This is a genomic window from Streptomyces sp. NPDC056987, from assembly GCF_042673865.1.
Taxonomy (GTDB): domain Bacteria; phylum Actinomycetota; class Actinomycetes; order Streptomycetales; family Streptomycetaceae; genus Streptomyces.
On the sequence record NZ_JBHURV010000064.1, the window covers coordinates 1 to 25,534 of the forward strand.

24 protein-coding genes are annotated in these 25,534 nt (G+C 66.7%); 2 read left to right on the forward strand and 22 right to left on the reverse strand.

Annotation, left to right across the window (positions count from 1 at the left end; all coding sequences use genetic code 11):
* Positions 1-3,084 (reverse strand): amino acid adenylation domain-containing protein (locus ACFTZC_RS40145; protein WP_382898837.1); only part of this gene is annotated, 3,084 nt, incomplete at its 3' end.
* Between the two features lie 63 nt (positions 3,085-3,147).
* Positions 3,148-3,471: an MbtH family protein gene (locus ACFTZC_RS40150; protein WP_382898839.1), complete on the reverse strand. Its 324-nt coding sequence runs from the start codon at positions 3,469-3,471 to the stop codon at positions 3,148-3,150.
* A 114-nt stretch (positions 3,472-3,585) separates the two neighbouring features.
* On the opposite strand from ACFTZC_RS40150, the gene ACFTZC_RS40155 reads away from it, so the two are divergent.
* A protein-coding gene (locus tag ACFTZC_RS40155; protein WP_382898840.1) for an IS5 family transposase occupies positions 3,586-4,403 on the forward strand; the annotation gives its coding sequence in 2 pieces (ribosomal slippage) (positions 3,586-3,934 and positions 3,934-4,403; 819 coding nt in all).
* 48 nt (positions 4,404-4,451) lie between these two features.
* On the opposite strand, the gene ACFTZC_RS40160 is transcribed toward ACFTZC_RS40155, so the two are convergent.
* The 20 genes from ACFTZC_RS40160 to ACFTZC_RS40255 form a co-directional block, all read right to left on the reverse strand.
* Positions 4,452-5,291, reverse strand: coding sequence for an IS5 family transposase (locus ACFTZC_RS40160; RefSeq protein WP_382898841.1), 840 nt, complete (start codon positions 5,289-5,291; stop codon positions 4,452-4,454).
* Positions 5,292-5,868: 577 nt separating this feature from the next.
* The gene (locus ACFTZC_RS40165) at positions 5,869-7,287 is read right to left on the reverse strand and encodes a hypothetical protein (protein ID WP_382898842.1); all 1,419 of its coding nucleotides are present in this window, start codon (positions 7,285-7,287) and stop codon (positions 5,869-5,871) included.
* Entirely contained in the window at positions 7,256-8,005 is a 750-nt protein-coding gene (locus ACFTZC_RS40170; RefSeq protein ID WP_382898844.1) for a hypothetical protein, read from the reverse strand. The genes ACFTZC_RS40165 and ACFTZC_RS40170 overlap by 32 nt, the downstream gene beginning before the upstream one ends.
* 177 nt (positions 8,006-8,182) lie before the next feature.
* Positions 8,183-8,521 carry a helix-turn-helix domain-containing protein gene (locus tag ACFTZC_RS40175; protein ID WP_382898845.1) on the reverse strand — a complete coding sequence of 113 codons (339 nt, stop codon included), beginning with the start codon at positions 8,519-8,521 and terminating at the stop codon, positions 8,183-8,185.
* A gap of 2 nt (positions 8,522-8,523) precedes the next feature.
* Positions 8,524-10,680: a tyrosine-type recombinase/integrase gene (locus tag ACFTZC_RS40180; protein WP_382898847.1), complete on the reverse strand. Its 2,157-nt coding sequence runs from the start codon at positions 10,678-10,680 to the stop codon at positions 8,524-8,526.
* Positions 10,677-11,738, reverse strand: coding sequence for a tyrosine-type recombinase/integrase (locus tag ACFTZC_RS40185; RefSeq protein WP_382898849.1), 1,062 nt, complete (start codon positions 11,736-11,738; stop codon positions 10,677-10,679). Before ACFTZC_RS40185 ends, ACFTZC_RS40180 begins: the two co-directional genes overlap by 4 nt.
* A 215-nt stretch (positions 11,739-11,953) precedes the next feature.
* Positions 11,954-12,097, reverse strand: a complete 144-nt coding sequence (locus ACFTZC_RS40190; protein WP_382898850.1) for a hypothetical protein — start codon at positions 12,095-12,097, stop codon at positions 11,954-11,956.
* Between the two features lie 159 nt (positions 12,098-12,256).
* Positions 12,257-13,090, reverse strand: a complete 834-nt coding sequence (locus ACFTZC_RS40195; protein WP_382898852.1) for an endonuclease/exonuclease/phosphatase family protein — start codon at positions 13,088-13,090, stop codon at positions 12,257-12,259.
* On the reverse strand, positions 13,087-14,118 hold the full coding sequence (locus ACFTZC_RS40200; RefSeq protein WP_382898853.1) for an MvdC/MvdD family ATP grasp protein: 1,032 nt from the start codon (positions 14,116-14,118) through the stop codon (positions 13,087-13,089). Before ACFTZC_RS40200 ends, ACFTZC_RS40195 begins: the two co-directional genes overlap by 4 nt.
* Positions 14,119-14,236: 118 nt before the next feature.
* On the reverse strand, positions 14,237-14,455 hold the full coding sequence (locus ACFTZC_RS40205) for a hypothetical protein (protein ID WP_382898854.1): 219 nt from the start codon (positions 14,453-14,455) through the stop codon (positions 14,237-14,239).
* On the reverse strand, positions 14,452-15,246 hold the full coding sequence (locus tag ACFTZC_RS40210) for a helix-turn-helix domain-containing protein (protein ID WP_382898856.1): 795 nt from the start codon (positions 15,244-15,246) through the stop codon (positions 14,452-14,454). The genes ACFTZC_RS40205 and ACFTZC_RS40210 overlap by 4 nt, the downstream gene beginning before the upstream one ends.
* Positions 15,247-15,265: 19 nt before the next feature.
* Positions 15,266-16,738, reverse strand: coding sequence for a cytochrome P450 (locus ACFTZC_RS40215; RefSeq protein ID WP_382898858.1), 1,473 nt, complete (start codon positions 16,736-16,738; stop codon positions 15,266-15,268).
* Complete coding sequence (locus ACFTZC_RS40220) at positions 16,648-17,964, reverse strand: cytochrome P450 (RefSeq protein WP_382898860.1); 1,317 nt, start codon at positions 17,962-17,964, stop codon at positions 16,648-16,650. The genes ACFTZC_RS40215 and ACFTZC_RS40220 overlap by 91 nt, the downstream gene beginning before the upstream one ends.
* Entirely contained in the window at positions 17,961-18,581 is a 621-nt protein-coding gene (locus ACFTZC_RS40225) for an ATP/GTP-binding protein (RefSeq protein ID WP_382898862.1), read from the reverse strand. Before ACFTZC_RS40225 ends, ACFTZC_RS40220 begins: the two co-directional genes overlap by 4 nt.
* Positions 18,562-18,918, reverse strand: a complete 357-nt coding sequence (locus ACFTZC_RS40230) for a DUF742 domain-containing protein (protein ID WP_382898863.1) — start codon at positions 18,916-18,918, stop codon at positions 18,562-18,564. Before ACFTZC_RS40230 ends, ACFTZC_RS40225 begins: the two co-directional genes overlap by 20 nt.
* Positions 18,915-19,370, reverse strand: coding sequence for a roadblock/LC7 domain-containing protein (locus ACFTZC_RS40235; protein ID WP_382898865.1), 456 nt, complete (start codon positions 19,368-19,370; stop codon positions 18,915-18,917). The genes ACFTZC_RS40230 and ACFTZC_RS40235 overlap by 4 nt, the downstream gene beginning before the upstream one ends.
* Positions 19,371-19,373: 3 nt before the next feature.
* Positions 19,374-21,035, reverse strand: coding sequence for a histidine kinase (locus ACFTZC_RS40240; protein WP_382898867.1), 1,662 nt, complete (start codon positions 21,033-21,035; stop codon positions 19,374-19,376).
* Between the two features lie 484 nt (positions 21,036-21,519).
* Positions 21,520-22,023 carry a GntR family transcriptional regulator gene (locus ACFTZC_RS40245; RefSeq protein ID WP_382898869.1) on the reverse strand — a complete coding sequence of 168 codons (504 nt, stop codon included), beginning with the start codon at positions 22,021-22,023 and terminating at the stop codon, positions 21,520-21,522.
* Entirely contained in the window at positions 22,020-22,499 is a 480-nt protein-coding gene (locus tag ACFTZC_RS40250) for an ATP-binding protein (protein ID WP_382898871.1), read from the reverse strand. Before ACFTZC_RS40250 ends, ACFTZC_RS40245 begins: the two co-directional genes overlap by 4 nt.
* A gap of 970 nt (positions 22,500-23,469) precedes the next feature.
* Positions 23,470-24,696, reverse strand: coding sequence for a helix-turn-helix domain-containing protein (locus ACFTZC_RS40255; RefSeq protein WP_382898873.1), 1,227 nt, complete (start codon positions 24,694-24,696; stop codon positions 23,470-23,472).
* A 123-nt stretch (positions 24,697-24,819) separates the two neighbouring features.
* On the opposite strand from ACFTZC_RS40255, the gene ACFTZC_RS40260 reads away from it, so the two are divergent.
* Positions 24,820-25,500, forward strand: coding sequence for an HAD family hydrolase (locus tag ACFTZC_RS40260; protein ID WP_382898875.1), 681 nt, complete (start codon positions 24,820-24,822; stop codon positions 25,498-25,500).
* Positions 25,501-25,534 lie beyond the last annotated feature (34 nt).

Consider the following 25,534-nt stretch of genomic DNA (forward strand, 5'->3'; position numbering starts at 1 on the left):
GGACGGCGGAATATCGCACGCAGTGTTGTTCCACTCAGTAAGGATCTGCGCACGTTCTGCTGAGGCCAGCACATCAAACTCACTGAGCCGCAGGTCAGGATTCTCAGCGGCGGCGACCAAAACAGCCGTCAGCCAGCGGTTCATATTCTCCGCGGTTGCCAGGTCGAACAGGTCGGGATTGAACTCAAGGTAACCCGTGATCCCAGCAGGCTGACCGTCATCCGCGAACTGCTCATCGAAGTTGATGTTCAGGTCGAACTTCGAGACGCGGGGCACATGTGGATACCTGGACGAGGTTAGTCCCGGCAGCTCAAGTGGCGTATCCATGGGCTGTGCGGTCAGGACGATCTGGAAGAGGGGGGTGCGGTTGGGGGTGCGGTGGGGGTTGAGGCGTTCGACGATGTGCTCGAAGGGCGTGGTTTGGTGGGCGAAGGCGGTGAGGTCAGCATCGCGAGTTTGAATGAGTAGTTGGAGGAAAGTGGGGTTGCCGGTGATGGTCGTGCGTAATACAAGAGTGTTGACGAAGAAACCGACTAGGACATCGAGGATTTGGTCAGTGCGTCCGGTGACGGGGGTGCCAATGGGGATGTCAGTGTGGCCAGTGATTTTGCTTATGAAGACGGTGGCTGCCGTGTGGCAGAGCATGAAGGTAGTAGTGCTGGTGGTACGTGCTAGCTCAGTGAGTTGGTTGTGGGTGTAGGCAGGAATGTGGATGGGGATCTGCTGGGCTCGGTTGGTGGGCGTGGTAGGGCGGGGGTGGTCATACGGCAGAGGGAGTTCGTCAGGGAGCCCGGTGAGGGTGGTGGTCCAGTGGTCTAAGCGGTGATCGCGGGCTTCGTGATGGCGCTGCCAGAGGGCGTAGTCGGCGTACTGTACGGGCAGTGGGTCCCAGTCAGGTGAGGTGCCATGGGTATGTGCGTGGTAGGCCTGGGAGAGGTCGCGGGCGATCGGCCCCAATGGCCAGCCATCGCAGGAGATGTGGTGGATCACCAGGGCTAGTACGTTTTCAACGGGGGTTATTCGGAAAAGTATTGTCCGGAGCGGAATTTCGCCGCGTAGGTCGAACGAATGGAGTGACAGCTGGCGGATCCGATCGGGCAGTTCGGCTTCGTTGACGTCCTCGATTGCCAGGACTGATATAGCCGTGTCCGGTGGATGGACGAACTGCGTCGCCTGACCGTCGACCTCGGGATAGCTGGTGCGCAGGATCTCGTGACGGGCGATCACATCGGTCAGCGCGGCGTCAAGCGCTTGAGTATCGAGGGGGCCGCTCATTCGCTGAACGTAAGGAATGTTGTAGGTGGGGCTCGGTCCTTCTAAACGGTGAAGGAACCACAGCCTCTCCTGTGCGAACGACAGCGGAATCAGTTCGGGACGCGGCATCGGACGCAACGGCATCCGCACCGCCTCACCCTGCAGCAATCTGCAGGCCAGTACTGCAGGGGTTTGGTGGTCGAACAGGTCGCGAATGTCGAGCCGGACACCCAGCACCGAACTCACCCGATTAATGATCCCGATCGCCAATAGGGAGTGGCCGCCGAGTTCGACGAACGAGTCGTCAGGGCCGACGTGTGACACACCAAGAACTTCGGCAAACGCGTCACACAGCACCCGTTCGGTCGAGCTCTGCGAGGTGCGGCCCTGACCGGTCCCGGTGAGCTCAAGTGGTGGAAGCGCCGTGCGGTCAAGTTTTCCATTGGCACTCAAGGGCATTCGGTCGAGTATGACAAATGCGGAGGGAACCATGTACTCCGGCAGGATCCGCCCGATTTCACGACGCAATTTCAGCGGTTCGAGGTAGGCCCCAAACTCTGGCACGATATAGCAGACGATCCGCTTGTCGTCCGGTCCAGTTTGGTGCAGCCTGACGGCGACGTGCCGTATGTCTGGCCGTTCTTTAATTACTCCCTCAATCTCGCCGGGCTCGATTCGAAAGCCTCGAACGTTGAGCTGTTCGTCCGCCCGGCCGATGAACTTTAGCACGTCTTGATCAGTGCGGCAGGCGAGGTCACCGGTCCGATACATCCGGGTGCCGGGCTCGCCGAACGGATCGGCGACGAAACGGGTCGCTGTCAGTCCTGGTTGGTCGAGATACCCGCGCGCGAGTCCCCATCCCGAAACGTAGAGTTCACCCGTCGCGTCCGGCGCCACCGGCTGCAGCCGCTCGTCGAGTAGATATGCTGTCACTCCCGGGAACGGTGGCCCAATGGGCACACTGCCGAGTGGTGTCGGGTCTTCTGGGAAGAGCGCGTAGTCACAGCAGTTGACGGTCACTTCCGCCGGACCATACGAGTTGTAAACGGCGACATTGGGGTGCTGCTCTCGCCACGCCGCAACGGATGCACCATCAAGCGCCTCACCGCCAAGCATCAGACACATACTGGGCGAGACGCTCGCGGGCAGGGTGTCAAGCAATAGGCCGAGATGACTGGGAGTGGCCTTGAGGAATGTCGGGCGTGGCGCATCCCGAACTCCTTCGGCGGTCAGCTCGCCTAGCCAGACGCGCCCGCCAGTAATCAGTTGTGGGTAGAGCGCGGTGACCGTCAGGTCGAAGGCTACTGAGGTGTGGACCAAGCTAGTCCCCGGGATACCCGGGTAGTGAGTGGTGGAACGGAGTACATGCGCCGTGAACGACCGATGCTCGACCACGACCCCCTTCGGTCGCCCCGTGGAACCAGAGGTGTAAACTACATAACAGGCGTGTCTCGGGCTCAACGGGGCGGCCCGATCGGCATCGGTAAGGTTTGCCGCGGAGTAGCCATCGGTTTCTGGCACCCTGTCGAGGATCATCGCGGGGGCGGCATTCTGCGTCATGAAGGCGATGCGTTCGGTCGGATAATTAGGATCTATTGGGACATATGATGCGCCAGTCTTGAGTACTGCGAGTAGCGCCACCAGCAGGTCGACCGACCTGGGCAGCAGCACGACCACTCGATCCTCCGGTGCGATCCCGCAGGTCCGTAAATGCCAGGCGAGACGGTTCGCGCGCTCGTTCAACTCGGCGTAGGTGACAGACTCGTTGAGGCTGATCGCCGCTATCGACCGCGGCGTACGGGCCGCCTGCTTCTCGAACAGCTCGTGCACCAGCAACAAGTGAACCCCCATACCTTATCGTTGGACTTTGGGCGCGACGGAGCGGTTCTGGTGTTACTCGGGCTGCCGTTGATCACTCAGCAGGCTTGCTGGCCGCATGTCGTCCCAGTTCTGTTCGATGAAAGCGATCATGTCCGGTCGCAGACCCGGCCCGTGCACAACCTCCCACCCTGCGGGCACGGGAGCAAACTCCGGCCAGAGGGAGTACTGCCGCTCTCCGTTGCGTAGTACAGAGAAGGTTCCCTCTGAATCGTCGAAGGGGTTGTCCATGTCTTGCCCTTTCTTCCAGTGCCAGAGACCTTCTCGAGCCGCTGTGTGCAACTGCGTGGAAGCGGTAGACAGTGATGTGTCTAACTGCGCGCAAGCGTTGAACTGCATGGTCCACGCTGCACAGGTGTCCGCACAAGAGGGCGTGTGATCATCGGATAGGTCCAACCTCAATACCGGTGACTTAGACCGTGTCCTACGTGGTGAGGGCTCGTTGAGCCATGTATGGGGCGGGGTACGTGGAGTTGGATTGTTCCGGACGGGCTGTGGGAGATCGCGAGGCCGCTGATCCCGCCGTCTCGAGTGCGGCCGCAGGGCGGCGGAACGCAGGACACGCCTGATGAGACGCTGTTCGCGGCCATCGTCTACGTCTTGGTCAGCGGCTGCGCCTGGCGTCAACTGCCGCCGTGCTTCGGCATATCGAAGTCGACGGCTCACCGCCGCTTCTTGATCTGGTCGAGAGCCGGTGTCTGGGGGCGGCTGCACGAGGCCGTGCTGCACCTGCTCGACGACGCCGGCCTCATCGATGTCACCCGCGTCGTCCTCGACACCGCCCACGTCCGCGCTAAAAAAGGGGCGAACACACAGGTCCGAGCCCCGTGGACCGCGGCAAGCCGGGTTCCAAGATGCACGTCCTGTCGGACGCGAACGGACTGCCCCTCCTCGTCGGCGTCTCGGCCGGCAACACCCACGACAGCGAAGGGCTGAAGCCCATGATCGAGGGTCACCAAACGAGACACGACCCCGATCGCGGCCGCCACTTCAAGCCCCAGCGCCTCCACGCGGACAAAGCCTACGACCGCGCCGACCTGCGGAAATGGTTACACAGCAAACGCATCGGAGTGCGGATCGCGCGCAAAGGCATCGAGTCCAGCGAACGATTGGGCCGCCGCCGCTGGGTCATCGAGCGGACGATGTCCTGGCTGTCCGGCTACCGACGTCTGAGCCCTCGCTACGAGCGCGATCCCCGCAACTACCTTGCATTTCTCGGCCTCGCCGCCGCCCTCTGCTGCTACAAACGACTCGTCCGCCTCACCACGTAGGACACGGTCTTAGAGGGCGTTTGATCTAGGTGGATTGCTCTTTATCTCCTAGTAAGTTCCTCGCCAGGTGGGTGTCGTCTCGTCCGTTATGCGCTTGGTGAGGTTGTCGATCGAAGCGACGTGGATCATGGCCTCGGAGCTGGCGGGGAGGGTCTCGTAGTCGCGGGCGAGGCGCCTGTGCAGCATGATCCAACCAATACTTCGTTCGACAACCCAGCGCCTTTTGGCAACGTGAAAGCCGCGAACTCCCGGTTTTCTGTAAACGACTTCGACGTCGATTCCGAGGCTGGCGCCGTGCTCGATGACGGCGTTCTTGAAGCCGGTGTCGACCCAGCTCTTGGAGATGGTCGGGTAGGTCTTCTTGGCCTGGTCGAGGAGCTGGATTCCGACGGCGTTTTCGGAGAGGCTCGCGGCGGTGACAGTCACGGCGAGGAGGAGGCCGAGCGTGTCGGTGATGATGCCCCGTTTCCTGCCGACGATCTTCTTGGCGGCATCGGTTCCCTGGCTGGTCAGGGGCACGTTGGTGGAGGTCTTAACGCTCTGGGTGTCGATCACGGAATCGGTCGGTTCGGGCTTGCGTCCTTCCTTCACGCGGGCCAGGCCGGTCAGGTCGTAGTTGAGCTGGGTGAGGATTCCCTCGTCGCGCCAGGCGGCGTAGTAGGCGTAGACAGTGCCGTGGTTGGGGAAGTCGTGCGGGAGGTATTTCCAGGGGATTCCGGTGCGGTTGATGTAGAGGAGTGCGTTGAATACGTCACGCAGGTCGACCTTGGCCGGCTGCCCGGTGGGCCTGCGGTCGAGCCGAGCCTTTCTCCGGGCCGTCAACGTCGGCTCGATTAAGGCCCATCGGGCGTCGGACAGGTCACTGGGGTACGGCTTCCGCTCGATCACGCCGTAGCGTGATCATGGATGCGGCGGATGGTGCTGCTCCGCTACTGCTGGGCGTTTCTGCCAGATCTTCAAACCAGACGGACTTCGTGCACGAGAACCGGAGCAAACAGACGGCCAAGTTCGCGGCTCGATGGACGCGAGAGCGTGCGCATGGGGCAAACGCCGCAAGTCTGGCGGCCGTGAAGGTTGCCTACCGACACAGACCATCCCTAAATGCCCACTTAGTGCCTGACGCAGTCGGGGATCTCGGAAGGGCCCTGGTCTGACGAGGAATCGTTGAGGTCAACCGCGATTCTTCCGAGGCTGCCATGGGAGAGTTGAGTTGTTGGTGCGGTCAGCCGCGTAGGGGCCCGGGTGAAGGTGGTGACCGCCACCGTCAGAACGATCAGCTCATCCTGCGGGATGGCTAGCGACGCGCCAGGCCCGGGGCCGGGGAATGCGCTGCCAGTCGAGGAAGTCCTGAAGGGCCGTCGGAGTCCTGGGCTGGCGAGCCGGCGTCGGCGGGAGATGGACGTCGATGCGTTCGAGGTTGACCGCGATCGCGGTCAGGACGTCCTCATGTCGGACGACACGCGGCCTACGGGATGATGGGCTCGGTGGTGAACCTCTCGGGGTGGGCCGCGGCGACGTAGTTCATTGCGGTCTGGTCCGAGATATCGAAGACCTTCATCAGATGCACAGGATCTGCGGCCTCGCGGGCCTCGTCGAGGATCCGGTCGATGCGCAACTGACGGGCGTTGAATCCGAGCTGTCTGAAGGTCCGCTGGAAGGCGTACGGGCTCATCGGCGGATCAGCAGGGTCGTGCGCCGATACCCGCGTGATCAGCAGGTGCGGGTTGGCGGAGTACGGCCAGCGCGTGGCGCGGTCCTTGAGCATGGAGGCGATCAGCGACAGGGTGAGCTCGTCCAGGTAGACGAGCCGCACCAGCTTTCCGGAGGCATCCCGCAGACCGAGGGTTCCCTTTGACCGGTTCAGGTCCGTCAGCAGTGCCCCGCGGATGGCGTGCGCGCCCAGGGCGTGGATGGCCGCAAGCGCGACCGCGACCCTGCCGACGGGGGTGGGACTGCGGTCGATGAGCCCGGCGAGCCTGTCCGAGGGGACCGGACGGGGTACAACGACGCGTTGACTGGCGCTCACTGTACGAGCCGGATCGTGAAAGATGACCCGCTCACGCTTGAGTGCCTTGAACAGAGATCGCAAGGCGCAGAGAACGGTGGCCCCGTCGGCGTCGTCAGACGCCTCCTTGACCCGGTCGGCGTCGACCTCGCGCAGCGAGGCGATCGATGATCCCCACTTCTCAAGGACGGGGACCGCGTAGCCGAGATACCCGGATACCGTCTTCCAGGGCACCGTGCGTGACGCGCGCCGTCCTTCCCCGCGCAGCACCGCGATCCACACGTCCACCCCGGCGAGCAGGTGGGTCGGCACCCGTTGACGCAGTCGCGCGACGCCGGCCCGGTGCGGGTCGGCGTGCCGGACGTGATCAGGAACGAGTAGACCTCGTTCGGCGAGGAAGGGGACGAGGCGCCTGGCGTTGTAGCCGGTGCCCAGCCGGGAGATCGCCCACAGATCGGCTTCCTCAACGGGTACGTCCAGGCCGAGCCAGGCCAGGACCATGATCAGGGTCCGCTGATGCGCGTGGAACACCCTCTTGTTCCAGCCGTTGCGCTCGGCGTGCTGGGCGAACTCCCGCTTGAGGGCGGCTGCCATGTCGCCGAGCACAGGCAGTTCGCGCTGGTGGAGTACCTCCCAGCGGCGCGGCGGGGCGGCGAACAAGGCCAACTGGCCGGCGAGGAGCAGCGCGGGTGAGACCAGAGGCCGCTGCCCTGCAGAACGTTCGGTGACGGCGACGGCACGACGCACCCCATCGGCACCGGTGACGAGCCGGTAGCCGTGCCATTTCCTGTCCTTGAGCTGGGCTATCCCCGCGATCCACAGCTGGACTCCGGTCGACAGCGCGTGCTCACCGAAGTGCGCCAGCCCGTACGAGCACATCCGGCACCAGCCCTTGTTCAGCGACAGCTCGCGTCCGCACCTCCCGGGTGGAGACGAAGCTCTTGCACGGCGCGCACAGCCCGGCGTCGCCGGCCTTCCACGCCAGGCAATGCGCGCAACTCGACGCCCGCGCCGTTCTGCTGCGCCGGCGGTGCCGGAGGCCGGCGTTCTCGGTCCGTGGCCCGATCCCGGCGCGATCGAGGGCCTCAGCCACGAGCTCCGGATGCCGTGGCAGGCCGAGGACGATGTCAAGGCCGACGCCCCGCTCACCCGTTGGGCGGGCCGCCAGGACCTGGCGGCACTGCGTGAGCAGGCCGTGGCGGTAGATCCACGATCCCTTCTCCTTGGCCATGGAGTGGATCGCTGCCGTGACGACAGCCAGCTCCTTTGGGTCTCGTGGCCGGGCTCCGGTGAAGTTCCGTGCGGCCAGCGCGCCCTGGCTCACGATGATGAGCGAGAGCTGGCCAGGGATCTTCGGTGGCAGCGCCGCTGCCTGCTCCGCCTTGCGCTGCCGATCCTGGGCCGCGGCGAGGTCCCGTCGGTAGTTGCAAGGCCGGGCAGACGATGACCGCAGCACGTGGGGCAGGTTGAAGGACAGCTGCAGAGGCCGCCTCTCGCCTGGTTGGAGATCGCGTTCCCGGTCCCGGTCCGGCCCGATGCGCCCCTCCAGGGCGCACAGGCGGCACTGCCCGTGTCCGTCGAGGACGACCTCCTGCACCCAGAGGCATACCCGGCACCGACCACGCGAGCTGTTCTTCGGATCCCAGTTCGTACACGCTGGACACACCCCCTTCGGGCGGACCGTGCCCCAGGCCCCGCAGCACCGGCACGACACCGCAGGGCTCTCCGACCACCACGCCCATCGCCTGTCCCGGGCCTCCGCCATGACCTCCCCCTAGTTCGGTGGAAGCGACCGACGGCCTGACCCCCCAGGCCGCGAGATCGGGCGCGTCGCCCCGGACTCGGCGCCCCCGCCTGCCGCCTTGCGCGGGGCCTCGTCCCGCTCGACCCGGTACGCCTCTGGCTCCGCCTGCATCAAGTCCGCGACCGTGCAGTCGAGGGCCGCACAGATCTTGTCCAGGTCGTCCAGCCGCACGGTGACAGGCTCGCTGCCCCACAAGGCTGCGACCTTGCTCAGCGACGGGCTGAACCCGACCTCCTTGAACGCCGCGAGCAACTGCACCGGCCGCCAGATATCCCGCTGCGCAGCGACCATCCGCAAGTTCCACTTCACCGCTATGCCCTTCCCCTCAACCTCTGGATCGCCCGGTGCGATGCTTCCAGGCTCGCCTTCTCCGGATCAGCGCGAACCGACGAAAGATATCCGACCGTCGTCGTCGCCCAGCGATGGCCAAGAATCTGCTGCACATCCCACAACGGCATGCCGTCCTCATAGTGATGCGTCGCGCAGGTGTGCCGGGCCTGGTGGGGAACGCAGGCGCCCAGGTCGAGCTTGTCGATCCAGCCGGAGAATCCGGTGTGGAAGAAGGTGTAGGAGATCGCGCTTTCGAGGCGGGGGTTGCGGATGTGGCTGGGGAACAGGGCCATCTTCTTGCGCTCGGCCTTGGTCGGCGGCCGGCCGTGACGGTCTTCGAACCGGCCGATCGAGATGCGCTGACGTGCACGGATCCGCTGGTAGATCCGCTCGGGGACGCGGATTGCCTCGTCGAAATTTCCGACCTTCGTCTGGTCGTGCCAGAGCAGCGGGAGGCCGCCGTAGCGGCCGATGCACTCCAGCCGCAGGTCCAGGACCTCTCCGCAGCGGCGGCCGCTGAAGACGAGGGTCTCCCAGATGTCGCGGACTCCGCGGTCGTGGGAGTCATGGTCGGCGGCCAGCTGCTGGAGGTTGGTCTCATCGGCCAGGGCCCGCGCGACCTCATCGGAGAACGGACTGCGCTGACGCTCGGCAACCCCGTTCCCGCCGCCGGTCGGCAGCGCGGTGATGAACGCGGGCGACAGACCGATCCGCGCGGCCTCACCGTTGTCCAGGGCCTCACGCAGGACGAGCCGCCCGTAGTTGAACACGAACCGCAACGAAACGTCGGTGACCGGACTCGGCTTCTTCTTATGCGGGTGGACGACGCCCAGGTGCGGCAGGCCCTCGCGGGCACGGTTGCGGTGATCGGCGACGAACCGCTTCATGTGGTCGCCGTCCAGCAGCTTCTGGTCGTGTCCGCCCTCCGGCGCGGTCAGGTTCAAGAACGCGCTGAGCTCGATGCAGGCCCGGCGGCAGGCGTCGAAGGGGGTGTTGCTCCGCGAGCCTGCCGGGTCGTCCAGACGGCCGGCAAGGTGGTCCCAGAGCAGGTCACGAAGCCATCGCTGGGACACCTGGGTCAGGTCGAACTGACTGAGGCGATGCCGGAAACAGACCCCGAAGTGCTCGGTGTCGATGTAGCCGAGCTCCTTGCTGTCGGTGCGGGTGAAGTAGACCTGCTGAAGATGGCGGCGGATCTCCTCGAGCACCAGGCGCCCGCGCCGGTGCAGCTGCGACTCGGGAAGATCTTCGTCGAACAGCGAGGTGACGCGCTCGGCGCGGGCGATGTCCACGATGCGCTGCAGCCACTGCAGCGGCCAGTCGGTGTGCTGGGACCGCTGGGCGTGAGTGATCATTTCCCAGCGGATCTCGGCCTGGACCATCGGCGGCAGACCGCGCAGATTGACCTGCCCCGCCCGCGTCGCGGCCCGAACCCGCGAACACCAGGCACGGAAGGCACTTTCGTCGTCGCAGGACGTCATGACCGAGCGGCCGGCCGCCTCCTGGCTCCACCAGTGATCCAGCAGCACTGCCCCGCCGGGACGGCCGTCCTCCGCGTACCGCTGCTCGTGCGTTGTGCAGAGACCCAGCGGACTCCGGGCCCACGACACGCAGACCGCCGCCCGGCATTGGCCGTAGGACGGGAGGGCTTCCTGACTGAGGACCCATTCCGCAAAGTCCGCCTCGTCCGACTCCGGGTTGGCTCTGCAGACGGCCTTCCAGCGGCCGGTGTGCCGCTGACACAGCTTGCGCAACATGTTCACGACCGGACGCCCCGGGCAGATCTGGCAGTCCGCCGGTTCCGACGTGGTCTCCGTGCAGTGCAGCGGCCCGGTGGTCCGCCCGTAGGCGTACCGGTTCAACTCCGGCTGTTCACGGTGGACTTGAAGCCAATGAAACTGGTGCGGGCTGCACAGGTCCTTGCCCGCCGTGCGGGGCGTCTCGCAGACCTCGACCGCACACTGCCAGGCAAAGACCTCGTGCCGGGGCGGAACCTTGATCAGGTCTTCCCGGTAGAAGGGCTCGACCGTAGGAGCGTTGATGAGCGTCTCGAGCAGCTCCAGTCGGTCGCGGGCCTCCCGGCGGTCGCCAGGGAGGTCGACAACGGGCAGCAGCACGCGCGGCGTATCGGTCGTCACACGCGCTCACCCCAGACCGTGCGCAGGGCGGCGTCGAAGACCGGGTCGTGGATGTCGACGTGGGCGTAGATCTCGTCGACGACCTCGGTGGAGGCCCACCCGCCGGCATCCCGGGTCACCACCAGGTTTCCGTCCGAGGCGTCCAGGACCGCGGTCGCGAACGAGTGGCGGAACATGTGCGGGCGGATCCGGCCCAGCCCAGCCCGGGTCCCAGCCCGGCTGATCATCTTGCGGGCCCCTTCCGGCGCCCAGGGCATTCCCCGGCCCCGGCCGTGCTGCTGCACCAGCAGTTGCCCGTGCTCAGCGGCGCGCGGATACTCGCCCATCATGTAGTCGAAGTAGGAATGGATCATCGCCGGGCTCACGCGTTTGATCAGCCCACCGCGGATGACCCCGTCCTCCTCCAGCTCCCAGTCGTACTTAGTCTTAGCTCTCGCCCCGTTGGGCAGACCCGCGCGGTGGCACACGTGGGCATGCGGCGTGCGGCACTCGCCGCAGGCCGCCCCGTCCCGCAGATGCAGGTCCGCCAGGTGCAGGCCGCAGAGCTCACCGATGCGGAACCCGCCGTCGCCCAACCAGTCGACGACCAGCCGGTCACGGGCAGAGTTGACCTCCGCCCGCACCACCTCGCGAGCACCGTCCGGCAGCATCTTCGGGTGCCGCCGACGCTGGCTCTTGGGCGCCAGCGGGTTGCCGGCCATGCTCCTCTTAACGTGCCCCAGCACCGAACGCCGCCGGTCCGCCTTCGTCGGGAGCCGCTTTACCTTCAGCACCTCGCCGAGTTCGGTGTTGATGCCCAGATCGGCATGGTGCAGGTAGAAGCCCTTCAGACACGAGGCCGCCGTCTTCAGCGTGCTGTTGCTGTACGACTTCTTCCCGACCCGCCACGGTGTCCCCAGCGGCATCGGCACCTCCGCCCCCACCGCCCCCATGTACCGCTTCACATCCGGGAAGGTGACGTTCTTCGGAGTCAAGCCCTCGTGCTTGAGCCACCGCAGATGGTCGACGAGCAGATACGCGTACGTCCGGTCCGTGCCGTCTCCGGCATGCTCCGCCAAGAACGGATCGGCCTCCGGTTGCACGCCTCCAGCCGGCTCCAGAATCGTGTACGACCGTCGTCCATCGCGGTGCCGTACCTCCTGAACTCTGAGCTGTCCCATGAGTAGCCTGCGGGCCACTAGTCCTCCATACCGACCTGACGCAACGTGGCGAACATCCCGAACCAGGTCGGATAACGAGAACGGGATGTCGTAAGTCACTGGTGCCTCAGACATCACGTACAGCTCAAAGGACGGCCGGAAAACTGCTGGAGCACAACGTCGGGACTCAGTTCCGCGAGGATGTCCAGCGCGAAGTCGCGGTGTTCACCGCCATCGTCCGGGATGTTCCAGACCGCGATGACGACGGTGGCGTCCATAGATTGTGTTCCTTTCGTCTAGATCGTGTGCGGTGCGCGGGACGGCCGCCCGCTTTCTGGGGAGCGCGGCCATAGGGGTGGTCGGCGCCGCCTCACGAGGGCGCGAGCTGCCATTCCCGGTGACCGGGTCGCCTGGCTCGCGCCCTCGGGAGGCAAGGGTCAGTCCGTGTCGAGGACACAGGCCAGGTGATCGCTGTTCAGGCGGTCCTGGGGTGTGTCGATGGTCCAATACGCGTGGGGGGTGACGGGGCCGGCGGTGAGGATGTGGTCCAGGTGGAGCGGCGTCGGTTCGTTCTCGTACCAGTGGCCGACGGTCGCGTTGCGAGGTATGGCCAGGTGGTCCTGGGGGTCAACCCAGCCGGCCGCCTTCAGGGCGCCCATGGCGCGCCGGTCCATCGCGCCGAAGGAACCGTCCGCGTTGACGAGGCGGTAGCGGGCGTGGAGGTGCGCGTGCACGTTGTTGTCCCAGTCCGGCTCAGGATCGTGATCGGCAGGCATGTTGCCGTCCATGAGCAGGACCACCCGTTCGGGCGTACCGGGGAAGGCGCCCGCGTAATCGGTGAGCCGCTTCACCTCGGAGAGCCGCGCGGTCCCGCAGAAGGGGTTCAGGTGGGTGACGAACACCATCACGGTCCTGCCGCCGACGTCGAAGATGGCCCGCAGCAGTCCATGGTGGAAGGCGCCGACGCCGACGCCGGGGGTGTACGAGAGGAGCTTCGCGGCCGAGGGCCGGTACAGCAGCGCCGTGGCATTCTCGCCGTCGCCGACGTGGCTGGTCACCGGGTGCAGGGCGACCATGTCCAAGGCGTTGGCGAGTTGGTGGAGGCGCCGCCAGCCGTCGCGGTGCCACCCGGTCGCCTCCTGGATCCCGAGGAAGTCGGGTGCGGGGTCGAGCTGGGCCAGGGTGTGGATCTGCCCGTGGCGCCGGTGCTCGTGGGGGTCGTCGGGGTCGATCCCGCCGTTGAACGCGTTCGAGCTGACATAGCGGGTCATGCGGACACCTTGAGTGCGTCGGCCGGCTGGGCGGGCGTCAGCCGGGTGTGGGCGGGCTGGGAGAGGGTCTCGGCGATGGCCCGGGATATCCGGAGGTCGGGCAGTGCCTGCTGGAGCCAGTCGTGCTGGCCCGCCGGGTTGAGGTCGATGAACCACCAGCGGTCGTCCTCGTCGACGAGGAGATCGATCGACGCGTAGGTCAGCCGGTAGTGGGCCATCAGCGCGGTGATCCCCTGCCGGACCGGATCGGGCAGGGGGATGTGGCTGTAGGTGCAGGCGTCGTAGTCGGCGCGGAAGTCGGCGCGGGCGGCCGGCGAGTGGGTGTCGATCCGGACGGGGAACATGCGCTGGCCGACGACGACGAGGCGTACCTCGAACCGCTTGGTGACCGCGTGCTGGAACTGGTGGGCGGTGGCAGTGAGGGAGCTGTTGACGTCCTCCGGCGCGACCGGGCGGGTCCAGAAGTACGCGGCGCTGCCGTCGTCGTATTCGATGGTGGGGCTGACCAGCGATTTACAGACCGTGCCCTGGCCGGCGGGGCCGGATACGAACCCGAGGGCGCCGGTGGGAGAGTTGCCGATCCAGGTCTGGGGAACCTCCAGCCCGCAGCCAGCCGCCATCGCCAGTACGTTCGGCTTGCTCTGGCCGACGCGGGTGGCCAGCGGGTGATTGAGGTGAAGGCAGTCGAGCGCGCCCAGGACGCCGATCAGCCCGGCGTTCGCCTCGTCGCTCAGCCAGCCGGCCTCGGCCGAGGGCAGTGTGGGGCTGGTGCTGATCGTGGCGCGGCCCGGGTGCCACCACCAGATCGCGCCGAGTTCGGCGAGGTCGAGCGTGCGCCGGTGCGCGCGCAGGGTGCCCGTCCAGCGCCCGTCCACCACGGTGGCGTCCAGGCTCGCGCGGTGGGGGAAATCCGCGAGGTCGAGCCGGACGATCAAGGTGCCGAGCCCGTGGAGTTCGAGGATCACACGGTCCGCGGTCAGGTTGTCGGACGTGGTCAGCACACAGACCGGGCGCGACGAACAGGGCATCGGTACAGGTACGCGGGCTGATTCTGCTAAGGACATGGACATCTTTCGGTGCGACGTGGCCGGTGGGCGGGGCGGCCAGACGGAGAAGCCGGACCGCCCCGGTGAAGCAGGCTGATGCTCAGCAGAAGTCCATGATCTCCAGTTCGGACTTCGTGTTGATCCCGTTCGAGGTGCGACTCGGGTCGAAGGCGTGGTGGCAGGAGGGGGTGCCGTCCGCGGCCAGGCTGATCTGCCGGGCGGGATCGAAGGACGCGCTCACGGGCTGCGGGACCGTCGGCTGTACCGGCGCCGTGAACTGCGTCAGCGCGAAAGCGCGGGTAGTGGTCTGGGTGATCAAGGGAAAAGGGGCTCCTGTTCGGTTTCGGTGATGCGGGCCCGGGTGCTATTTACGGTGTGTCCCGCAGGGAGTACCCGGTTGGTTCCTCCGCCGGGGACCGGGGCTGGGGACTGCGGGTATGCGGCGGAGGGAGTTGGACCGTGTCGCCGACGAGGGCGGAGGGCCGGTGGCGGCACGGAGACTGGGGGAATCAGGGCGTCGAGGTGCGTGGGTGTGGCGCACGCTTCCTCGGGGCGGATTACTTCCTCGCCGCCGAGGCCGTAATCCGTGGGCGTGGCTCTGGCACTGGACCGAGAGGCCGGTCTTCCCTGGGCCGACCGCGGGGTTGCGATGGCCTTGGTGACCTCCCACTCCATGGTGAGCACTCTGGTCCGGAGGGTGATGTGGTGGACGGCGCAGCGCGGATCAAGGCTCCACTCAAGAAGGGTCTTCCGCTCGCCCCATGCCTCATGCACCGGGGTCGTGGGGCGGCTCCCCTTCAGGCCGCGGCATGGCCGTAGGAGATCCTTCCCGGACAAGAGTTCCTGGATTTTTCCGTATGACCGGTTCGTGTCCTTGGCGATACGGCGGATGGAGTGGTCGTGGCCGCGGGCCCAGAGCACGTACTTCCTCAGCGCGTCACGCTCCTCGGAGGTCAGCCAGGCACCCTTCTTCACGACGGGTATTGGCGGTGCGATACACGGGTCGGCGTTGGTCATGGTGCTCCGGTGGGAGGAGGACCGCGCCGTCGAGGGAAGCGTCACGTTGGCGGCACGAAGGAGAAGATCAGGCCATGAGGCCGTGATGAGCATCAGATGTGGTGACCAGGTCTCACGCCGACTGTCCGCGCCGGTTGTAGCCGCCGCGTGAGCGCAGGGGGACGCCTGCCGCGGTGAGGATTCTGTGGGTGGCGCCGTAGGAACGAGTGGTGGCCTTGGAGATGGTGCGGACGCTGTCTCCTTCGGGCCGGCCGCCGTCATACGCGTACAGGACGTAGGCCCGCAATTCCTCCAGGCTGGTGGTGTCCTCTCCGTTGAGCCTCATTGGCTTCCCGCTGATGTTCTCGGGTATCGGGGGTGCGCTGAGGGTGGTGTGGAGGGTGGTGGGGCCGTTGGCGATGAAGGAGGGGACGTGTCCGGGTTCGGGGGCGTGGGCCAGGCGGATGTCGGGGAAGTGGTGGAAGACCTGGCGCAGTGCCGTCTCGGCTTCCATGAGGGCGAGGGGGCGGCCGAGGCAGTGGTGGGCGCCGAGCCCGAAGGCGAGGTGGTTGCGGGGGTCCCGGGGACGGCCGGGGGCGAACTCGTCGGGGTTGTGACCGTAGCGGTTGGGGTCGCGGTTGGCCGCGGCGATCGTGGTGAGGATTGCGCTCCCGGCCGGGATGGTGACGCCGCCCAGCGTCATGTCCTCGATGGCGTAGCGCAGGGGGAGGCTCGCGATGCTCGGGCGCAGCCGCAGTACTTCCGCGAGGACGAGGTCCCAGCCGATTCCGCCGGCCAGGAGTCGGCGCAGGACGGTGCGGTGGGTGAGCAGGAGGTGCAGGGCGTTGGCGATCAGGTGGACGGTGGTCTCGAATCCGGCCCCGTAGGTCAGGAGGATCGTGTCGCGCAGTTCCTCGGGGGTGAGGCGGCCGTCGTCGCTTTCGTGGACGGCGATGAGGTCGCTGGTCAGGTCGTCGCCCGGACACTTGCGTTTGTGGTCGATGAGGGAGGAGACGACCGTGTCGATCATGGCGATCGTTTCGGCGGCCTGGTCGTCGGTGGCGGTGGTGTCCATGATCCGGCTGACGAGACCGGCGAGCTCAGGTCGGCGGTCCGCGGGGACGCCGAAGAGCTGACTGATCACCTCCATCGGCAGCGGGTAGGCGAGCACCGCGCGCAGGTCCGCGGTCGAACCGGCCGGCAGGTAGGTCAGCGGAGCGAGCAGCCCCTCGACGATCGCGTCGATGCGCGGGCGCAGGGACTCGATGCGGCGGGCGGTGAACGTCGACTGGAGTGGTTTGCGGAGCCTCTTGTGGTCGTGGCCGTAGGTGTTGAGCATGTTCTGCGGGCCTATCCAGCCCAGGATCCACCGCCAGTCGGGGCGGGACAGGGCCTGCTCCCACTGGGCCCAGTGGCGGCGGGGGTCTTTGCTGACGCGGTCGTCGAGCATGAGGTCGTGCAGGTAGTCGTAGCGGGTGATGGCGTAGGCGGGGATCTGGCCCGGGAGAGTGACGGCTACGACGTCGCCGGCGGCGCGCAGGCGGGCGCATTCGCCGGGGATGTCGCGGCCGAAGGGGTCGAGGGCGAGGGGCTGCTGCTGGTCCACGGGGTTTCTCCGGGCTGGTCGGGGCGGACGGGGGTGAAGGTGACGGGGAGTTCGGCCAGGGAGCGGTGGAAGGGGCCGTGGCGCCAGACCAGTTCGGAGCGTGGGACGGCCAGGCGCAGGCCGGGAAGGAGGGTGAGGATCCGCTCCACCGAGGTCGCGGCGATCAGGAGAGCGGGGTCGGCGGCCGGGCATCGGTGGGCGCCGGCGCCGAAGCCCAGGTGGGCGCCGTTGTCGCTGCGCGGTCCGTCGGGCAGGGCCGCGGGTGTGGTGTTCGCCGCGGCGTAGGAGACCAGGACCAGTTCCGCGGGCCGGATCCACGCCCCGTGGAACTCGACGGGCTGTGTCACGAAGTACGGGCCGTAGTTGGCCATGGACGGTTCCTCCCGCAGTACTTCCTGAAGTGCGTCGTGGACGCTGAGGGCGCCGTCGGTGAGGGAGGCGTAGTACCGCGGGTTGGTGAGCATGCGGGAGATCGTGTTGGTGAGCAGGTTGACCATCGGTTCGTTCCCGGCGCCGACCGTGAGGGTCAGTTCGTGCAGGGCCTCGTTGTGGTCCAGGGCGGCGGGGTGGTGGAGGAGCCAGGTGGTGAAGTCGTCGCCCGGCCTGCGGTACTTCGAGTCGAGGAGTTCGCTCATGTACTGGCCGAAGGCTGCGGCTGCGGCCTCGCCCTCCTCGGGGGTGGCGTCCATGAGACCGTTCAGCGAGGTCGTCAGCGCGGCGCTGTCGGTGTCCGGCCTGCCGAAGAGCCGGTTGAAGAGGTTGAGCAGGATCAGCCGGGCGTACTGCCCGACCAGATCGGCACGGCCCGTGCCTGCGAACTCGGCGATCAGCCGGTCCGCGTACTCCGTGACCAGGGCCCGCATCCGGTACGGGGGGATCATGGCGAAGCAGTCGGAGATAACCCGCCGGTAGCGCTGCTGGGCCTGGCCGTCGGAGAATAGACAGTTCGGCCGCCAGCCGATCATGCCCATCAGCCCCCGGGCCGCCGCCGTGTCCGGCAGCGTCGCCTGCCACGGCCGAGGATTTTTCGACCAGACCTCGCCGGCGTTGGTTGTCACGTCGAGCGCGGCCCGGTAGTCGATGACCAGGTGGGCGTGGATACCGGGGGCGATCTCGACCGGCGCCACCCGACCGTGCTGCTCGCGCAGCACCGCGTAGACGGCCTGCGGACCGGCGGCGAACTCTGGGCCGTACAGGCGGGCCGCACCGGGAATATAAGTCGTCATGAGGACAGCACCTGTTCCTTGATGTGCTCGACCAGGGTGATCAGCGCGTCACGGGCCGAGGCCCGGTCCCGCGCGTCGCACAGAGTCAGCGGCGCACGGTCCGCCAGATCCAGCGCACGACGCAGCTCCCCAAGCGTGTACGTGGGGGAGTCGTCGAACTGGTTGACCGCCACCGCATACGGCAGGCCCCGTACCTCGACCAGATCCAGCACGTCGAAGCTCGCCTCGAAACGCCGGGTGTCGGCGAGGACCAGCACGCCGAGCGCGCCGTAGGTCAGCTCGTCCCACAGCGCCCGGAACCGGTCCTGCCCCGGCGCACCGATGAGGAAGAGCACGACTCCCGGGTGCGCGGGGTCGGCGGCGCGCAGGGTCAGCCGGCCAAAGTCGATACCGACCGTCGTCGTGGTCTTCGACCGGACCCCGGAGAGGTCGTCCACGACAGCCCCGGCCTGGGTGAGGGTTTCCTCCGTCGTCAGCGCCGCGATCTCCGAGGCCACGCCGACCAGCGTCGTCTTGCCCACCCCGAACGGCCCGGCAACGACAATCTTCAACTGCACCGGCCGGGGCACAGACCGGGGAACCGCGAGCGCGGGGGTGTCAGAGGGCGCGGAGCCCATTGAGGACCACCTCCAGAAGTTCGATGTCAGGCAACAGGGCGGGCGGCGGAGGATCGTGGGCCTCCAGCAGCCCGCGGGACGCGAGGGAAGCGGTCATCATCCGCACCACACAGAACGGCAGCCCCAGAGCAGCAGCCGCCTCATACACCGACAGCCCCCCTCGCCGCTCGTCCACCAGGTTCAGCAGACGCAGCGCGGGAGCATCCAGGGCGCCCGCCGCAGTGGGCTGCGGGGCGCGGTAGAGGAGCGTGGTGCGATCCGGCCGGATACGGTCCGGGACGTCCAGGCCGGCCACGCCCATGAAGGCGGGGACCATCCGGCGCCGGGGCGGGCTCATGACGGCGACGGCGTGCTGGTGGTGCGGCTCCTGCTGGCCTCGTCCAGAGCCGCGACCAGCTTGCTGACCTGAACCTGGACCTCACGCGCCAGACGACCCATGTCCACGCCTCTGCTCGCCCACAGGACCAGACCCGAGCCGGAACCGGCCGGGGCAACGTAGTAGACCCCGCCCTCACGGGTACTGATCACCAGCTCCGCGACCTTGTCGCCCTCAGCGCTGCCGGTGGAGACCATCGTGCGGGCCACGCCCAGCGCACTGCCGGTCAGCGCAGCCATCCCCTCGCCGGTCTCCCGGAACAGATCACTCGACCTCCCCAGAATCAGACCATCCCGGCTGAACACCACCCCGCCCGTCACACACGGCAACTCCAGCAACGGCGTCAAAATCCACGACAGATCCTGCGACAACGGCGCCACGAACACAGAACCCTGGGAATCGGATGAAGGCATCGCTCAGTTCCTCTCGGTGTCAAAAGGACCGCCCCGAGGCGACGGATCCAGCTCGTCATCGCCCGAACGGGAGTGCTCGACCAGCGCAAGACCCTCCTGCTGACCCGCCCGCCACGCCCCCCAGACCCGCCCGGCCTCCTGCGGCGACCGGTGCTCCACCACCGCACCGGCCGCGGACCGGCTCTCCTCGGCCGGCTCCGGCGCCCGGCGCCGCCGCGTGGGCAGACCACCAGCCTCACCGTCACTCGCCTCCGTCGGCCCGGCCGCATGCCGGGCCAGACCCACAGGCCCCGAACGGACCGGGGCGGGCGCGGCGGAGACCGGCTCCGGGGCGAGCACCGACGGCTTCTCGTCCGTCGGCATCTCCACGAGCAGAGCGTTCGGAATGTGAATCACGGCCGACACCCCGCCGTGCCGCCCCCGCCCCAGACTCACGTGGAACCCGTGCTGACGCACCAGCATCCCCACAGCCGCCCACCCCGCTTTCGGCGGATCACCCAGCTCCACCAGCCGCACCGCACGCGCACCACTCACCAACCACCGCCCCCGCGCAAGCTGCTCCGCGTTCAGACCCACCCCCGGGTCATCGATCGTCACGCTCACCCCCGCCGGCGCCTCGTGCAGCTCAACGGAGACCCTCAACGTGCTGTGCGAACACTCCACGGCATTCGCCAGCAGCGCCGACGCGATGATCCGCAACGCCTCGACATGCTGCTCGGCCACCCCTATCCGCCGCACCAAGTGGTTCGCAGGCTCCTGGATCCGGTCGTGAAATCCGTGCACCCGGCTCGCGGCGCTCAGCACCACGTCGATCAGATGGGTCTGCTCCCGGAACAGCAGGGCGGGAGCACCGCAGGCGACCGCCGGGGTCTGGAGGGCACGGCCGATGACCTCGTTGTGCATGTCCAGACCGAGCACCGCCCGCATCAGCACCGGATCCGCGTCCGGATACCGCTCTACGATCTCCCGGATCTGGTCCTGCATCCGCAGATGCAGCGAGTGCGCCTTGGCCAGCACACCCCGCACCACCGCGAGCCCGGCCTCGTCCGCCCGCTCCCCCTCCTCCCTCACCCCACGACTGATGGCCTCCAGGACCGCCCGGTGCTCGACATCGATCGATGTGCCGGCCAGCCCCTCGTGCATCAGCCCCGGTACCGCCATGTGCGGCGCCCGCAAATGCACCAGCAACCCGGGGATCCGGACGGTCCGCAGATGCTCCTCCTCCAGCACTACCTGCTCCAGCCGCCACACGCGGTCCCGGTACTCCTTCTCCAGACGCTCGTACCGCTCACGTGCGCTCCGCTCCGCCGCAGAACTGCGCTGCTTCGCCTGCGCCAAAGCAGTGGCATGCACGGAGGCCGCCTTCTCTCCGGTGGTTCGGAAATCTTCTTTCACTTTCAGGAGTTCGCGGCCCGATGCCATCAGGCGGCGCCGGGTGATCACCAGAGCGGATCCGGTCAGGAGTACCGCCGAACCAGCGACAGTGGATATCACAACAGGGTCTATGAACATCAGATCGGTAATCCTGAGATCGGGGATCGGGAGAAAGGAAATCCAGCGGAACGTCCAGGTGCCGGAATGCCAACCAAAGAGGCTTGATCGCGGTCCGTGGCGCCGGCGAGGCGGCGTGCGAAGCGCGGGAATGGGCTTCGTAGAATCTGCCACCTCAAATAGGGCAGAACGACAGGGGGCCGTTTGGGCACTGCAGCCGTACGGCAGACCGACGGCGCCGGCGCCCCGCTTCCGCCTCGTCGGGGCGGAGCGTCAACCAGAGGCAGCAGCTCCATGCATATCCGGGCCAGCCGCACCGCCGGGGTGAAACCCGCACTGCTCTGGGCGCTTTCAGCGTGCAAACGCCGCACCCCCGCAGCCCGCGTCCTACTCCACCCGTCGACACCTGACGGCGACCGCACCACGAGCACATCGACGTACCGACGCAACGCCAGGCACAACGTCTCCGCCTCCTCTGCGTCCGCCATGACGACGGCTCCACCCAGCACGAAGGCACAGACCCGCCTGATCTCGTCAGCCCCCGGCTCGGGCGAAGCAGCCGTCAGCAGATCAGCCCTCAGCGCCACAAGGACCCCCTGCAAGGCATCCATATCGCGCAGGACATCGGAAGACCGCAGCTGGAACTCCCCGCTGCCCATCACCCCGCCCCCGCGAAGCCGTGATCATTCCCCACGGATTTCGCCAGAACGAAACTTCCCAGACCGCGCCGGTATTCAATGAGCCCATCCCGCCGCAGCGGCCGAAACCCCTTCGCCACCGTATTCGGAGCAAAGCTGAATTCGGCACCCAACACGTCGATCGACGGGAGGCGACTGCCAACGGCGTAGGTCCCGTCTGCAATCCGCGACCGGACCATCCGCTCGATGAACTGCACAGCAGTCAAACCCTCAGGAAGCTTGGACCATATCGGGCCCGCCTGCGTGATGACCCGGCTTCCCTTACCCATTCTGGTCTCGATAAGCCCCTCGCCACGCAAGCTGTCCAGAATCCAGCCGACGGCCAGGGAGTCAACCCGGTACCGGACCAGAATCCGCTCACGCAGAAGAGACCTCCGCCCCACCTTCCCGCCGACGATCCGGGCGCGAAGGTCGTCAAGGGCCGTCAAGGTCTTCCGGGTCGGCTCGTACGACGTGCTGCTCACGCGGCGCCCGCCAGGGGAAGCTGGCACCACGTCATGGTGCAGTCGGGGCTGACACCCCACTCGCCGCACCGCTCGGCGACGACGGCTTCGACAATCAGAAGGCCGCGACCGCCCTCCACCGTCGAACACGGCGCACAGATCTGCGGGCACTGCGGCGATCCGTCCCATACGGTCAGCCGGAGCACGTCCCCCGCGGTCAACCGCAGCGACACCGCCACCGTCGCGCTGGCCCCGTAGCGGAACGCGTTGGTGACCAGCTCGGACACCAGCATCCCCACGGGCTCAACCAACTGCGGCATCTCCCACTCGAGGAGCCGCGCACACAGGCACTCACGCGCATACCGTGGCTTCCACGCATCGCCCGCCGCCATCACGCCGCTGGACGACGCACGGGAAAGGGAGAGAGCACATCCGGCCAGCGCCGAGTCTCTCATTTCCTTGTCCACACCGTCCCTCTGATAACTCTCGTAGCTCATGAGAGACATGCGGAGGTCCGCAGGGCTGTTGTCGTCATCAGATCCTCTGAGGGAGTGCAGGCGCGACCTGACGGCCACGGCGGTCCTGCACAGTGAAGGGCGTCGTGCCGAAGGGAAGCAGGGGGTCTCGGCAAAGCATCGTGCGAGTGGGCCGGGCTCGCTAGCAGCGGTGCCCCGCGACGTTCTGTTCGGTGTCGGGCTTCTTCAGCCACTGCGCGAGTGGCCCGGATGACCAAGGCGTTCAGGTTGGCGAACTGCACGGCGGGGCCGAGTGGCTGCTCGTACTCGGTGACGAGCCGGTGTGCAGTGGTGATCAAGGTGCGGTCCGCCATCACAACGGCGAAGGATAAGCTGCACCAGAGTTGCCGGGGAGGGGCAGAGTTCTCGCACACAGCGGTGATGTGACCGTTCCACCTGGCCCCGACCGGAGATATGGAGCTCCAGGCCCGCATCCCGCGAGACGATGAGCATTGGCCGGGTACTGGGCGACCTCCAGACTGAAGGCGGATTTCAGCGCTGCCTGGAGCTGAGTTATGTCCGTGTGGAGCCGCCCATGGCTCGGGGGGATCAGCCAGTAGAGTCCCGGCGGCAAATGCTGTTCGTTCCTGGGCAGGACGAACGAGCCCTCGTGGAGCAAGAGTGTCTGTGGTACGTCCCAGCGCAGGCGGCTGCCCGGTGAAATGAGGAAGAGCATGGTGGAGCCTGCCGGGGCCGGCTCCACCACAACAGCACCCGGTGTGACGAGCCGCTCCAAAGCCTGAAGCGCGTAGAAGCGGCCGACCCGAACGGCGTCCCCGCTGGCTCTCGGCGCTCTGGGTTTGGTACGTGAGGGTCGACTGATCACATCATCGGTCGAGGTCTTCATGTGCTTTGCCTCCAGGGTGGTCGCTCACTGGGTATTGCGACCGTACGGAGGCTGAGAGCGCACAACCCGAACTCTCAGTTCGGGTGAACTCACGGTTCGGGTTGGTCAGATCACGCCGAGTCGATTGGCGAGGCTGGCGACTTGATCGCGGTACGTAGGACGGACCCGGCCCAGGAGGCTTGTGACCAGCGCGATTGCATGAGCGTTACGCTTCAGATCCTCTGGCGCCAGTTCCTCCAGGCCCAGGAGGTGAACGTAGACAGCGGCGTCTTCCCCACGGAGGTCGTGGCAGCGGGCTACCTCCAAGCCGAAGGTGAACCGGCGCTCGAGGGAGGGGAGCACGCTCGTGTCCACCTGATCTGCCAGCCTGAGCGCTTCAGCGGCCTCGCCCGCGAGCATCTCGATACTCATCGCGTGTAGCGCTACGTTGGTCGGCCCGAACACGGTCCGCTGAATGTTGCCTTCACCTGCTTGTTCACCGAGAACGGCGGCCCTTGACTCCAGGCGTTGTCTGGCCTCCCACCACCGGCGCTGCCGCGCGTCCGCGACGACGGCCACCAGTTCCAGGGCACCAGTCACGGCAGTCAATCCTGGCGTCGGGGCCGTGTTCTTGCACTGTTCAACAGCCGTGAGCGCGACCTCCTTCGCTTCTTCGACGGCTCCGTCTCTCTCATCGGAAAGGAGGACGTGCCCGAGGTTCCACTGTGCGCCAGCCAATCGGAGCGGGTCGTCGGCCTCCTCTGCCGCGCGGATCGCACGGTCTGCGGCCATGAGTGATAGGTCCAGGCGTCCGGCCCGGCGGCAGTACGACCGCAGCAGCCCGTACAGATCAGCCGCAGCACGCAGAACGTCGCGGCGAGTCGTGGTGTCAGCGCCGTTTCGATGGATGCGGATCGCGTGTTCGACGTCGCTGATAAGCGCGGGCAACGTCGCTTCGGCATCGGTGAACCTGGTCTTGCTGGACTGCCAGTTCCGCCAAGCGCTTTCCACTCGTTCGCGCAGATCAACGACTGGCACCGCCGGTGTTTTCTTGCCGACGGGCCTGCCGTAGCCCATGAGGGCACGGGCAATGTCGGGCACGGCTTCATTCGGCACGGTCGGCTCGGTCGGCCCGGTAGTGACGATGTCGTTGAGGAGGGCACCGATCGGAACCCCCAGCTCGGCAGCGAGACGGGACAGAACGTCGACGGAAGGTACCTTCTTGTTGCCCTCGATCAGGGACAAATAGCGCTCGGAGATGCCGCACAGCCCTGCGATGACCGGCTGACTGCGGCCAGTTGCTCTCCGGTAGCGCTTGACCCGATCGCCGAGCCGGGTGTGCGGAGGCTCCATACCCGCCCTTTCGATGGCTGAGCAGTGACGCCAGAGTAGGGCTGGTTTTGAACGGTGGCCACATGGTGCCCCCTCGAACGTGTGAGAGCTTGTAGCCAGCGAGCCCAAGCAGTTGGAGGACGGATGGCGCGGCTGGTGCTGTGGGATATTGATCACACGCTCATCTCGACACGTGGCGTGGGGCGGGAACTGTCCGCCGCCGCGTTCGAGCGAACGACCGGCATACAGATGCGTGAGCAGGCGTCCATCGACGGCATCACCGAGCCAGTCATCTTCCGGGAGACAGCGAAGCTCCACGGTCTCACGACTGATCGGGCGGAATTTGAGCGATTCGCCCAGGCGCTCGCTGAGGAGCATCTCGCTCATTCTGCCGAGTTGCGTGAACGTGGCCATGCTCTCCCCGGCGCGGCTGGTGCACTGGACGCGCTCGCGTCAGCAGGCGTCACCCAGACCGTGGTCACGGGCAACATTCGGCCGGCGGGAGAGATCAAGCTCAGTGTTTTTGGCCTCGACCGTCACATCGTCTGGGGTATCGGCGCGTACGGCGAGGACGCAGACGACCGTGCCGACCTGGTCCGGCTCTCACTCGAACGAGCGGGCTGCCCAGCGGCTGACGCAGTACTCATCGGCGATACGCCGGCCGACGTGGTGGGTGGTAGTGCCAACGGGGTACGCGTCGTCGCAGTAGCGACGGGGAGGAGTAGCGAGAGTGTACTGAGGAGCGCGGGGGCCGATGCCGTTCTGTCGGACCTTCGAAGTCTCGATGCGTTTCTTGAAGCCGTTCTACCGAACAGAGACAGGTGAGCGGGAATCGACTTCACATTTTCGGATACAACAC

Bases quoted from the DNA above. Each gene is read 5' to 3' on its own strand.
- ACFTZC_RS40150 (WP_382898839.1), bottom strand. From the start codon at position 3,471: ATGCAGTTCAACGCTTGCGCGCAGTTAGACACATCACTGTCTACCGCT.
- ACFTZC_RS40165 (WP_382898842.1), bottom strand. From the start codon at position 7,287: ATGTGCTCGTACGGGCTGGCGCACTTCGGTGAGCACGCGCTGTCGACC.
- ACFTZC_RS40190 (WP_382898850.1), bottom strand. From the start codon at position 12,097: ATGGACGCCACCGTCGTCATCGCGGTCTGGAACATCCCGGACGATGGC.
- ACFTZC_RS40195 (WP_382898852.1), bottom strand. From the start codon at position 13,090: ATGACCCGCTATGTCAGCTCGAACGCGTTCAACGGCGGGATCGACCCC.
- ACFTZC_RS40200 (WP_382898853.1), bottom strand. From the start codon at position 14,118: ATGCCCTGTTCGTCGCGCCCGGTCTGTGTGCTGACCACGTCCGACAAC.
- ACFTZC_RS40210 (WP_382898856.1), bottom strand. From the start codon at position 15,246: ATGCTCATCACGGCCTCATGGCCTGATCTTCTCCTTCGTGCCGCCAAC.
- ACFTZC_RS40220 (WP_382898860.1), bottom strand. From the start codon at position 17,964: ATGACGACTTATATTCCCGGTGCGGCCCGCCTGTACGGCCCAGAGTTC.
- ACFTZC_RS40225 (WP_382898862.1), bottom strand. From the start codon at position 18,581: ATGGGCTCCGCGCCCTCTGACACCCCCGCGCTCGCGGTTCCCCGGTCT.
- ACFTZC_RS40230 (WP_382898863.1), bottom strand. From the start codon at position 18,918: ATGAGCCCGCCCCGGCGCCGGATGGTCCCCGCCTTCATGGGCGTGGCC.
- ACFTZC_RS40235 (WP_382898865.1), bottom strand. From the start codon at position 19,370: ATGCCTTCATCCGATTCCCAGGGTTCTGTGTTCGTGGCGCCGTTGTCG.
- ACFTZC_RS40250 (WP_382898871.1), bottom strand. From the start codon at position 22,499: ATGAGCTACGAGAGTTATCAGAGGGACGGTGTGGACAAGGAAATGAGA.
- ACFTZC_RS40255 (WP_382898873.1), bottom strand. From the start codon at position 24,696: ATGGAGCCTCCGCACACCCGGCTCGGCGATCGGGTCAAGCGCTACCGG.
- ACFTZC_RS40260 (WP_382898875.1), top strand. From the start codon at position 24,820: ATGGCGCGGCTGGTGCTGTGGGATATTGATCACACGCTCATCTCGACA.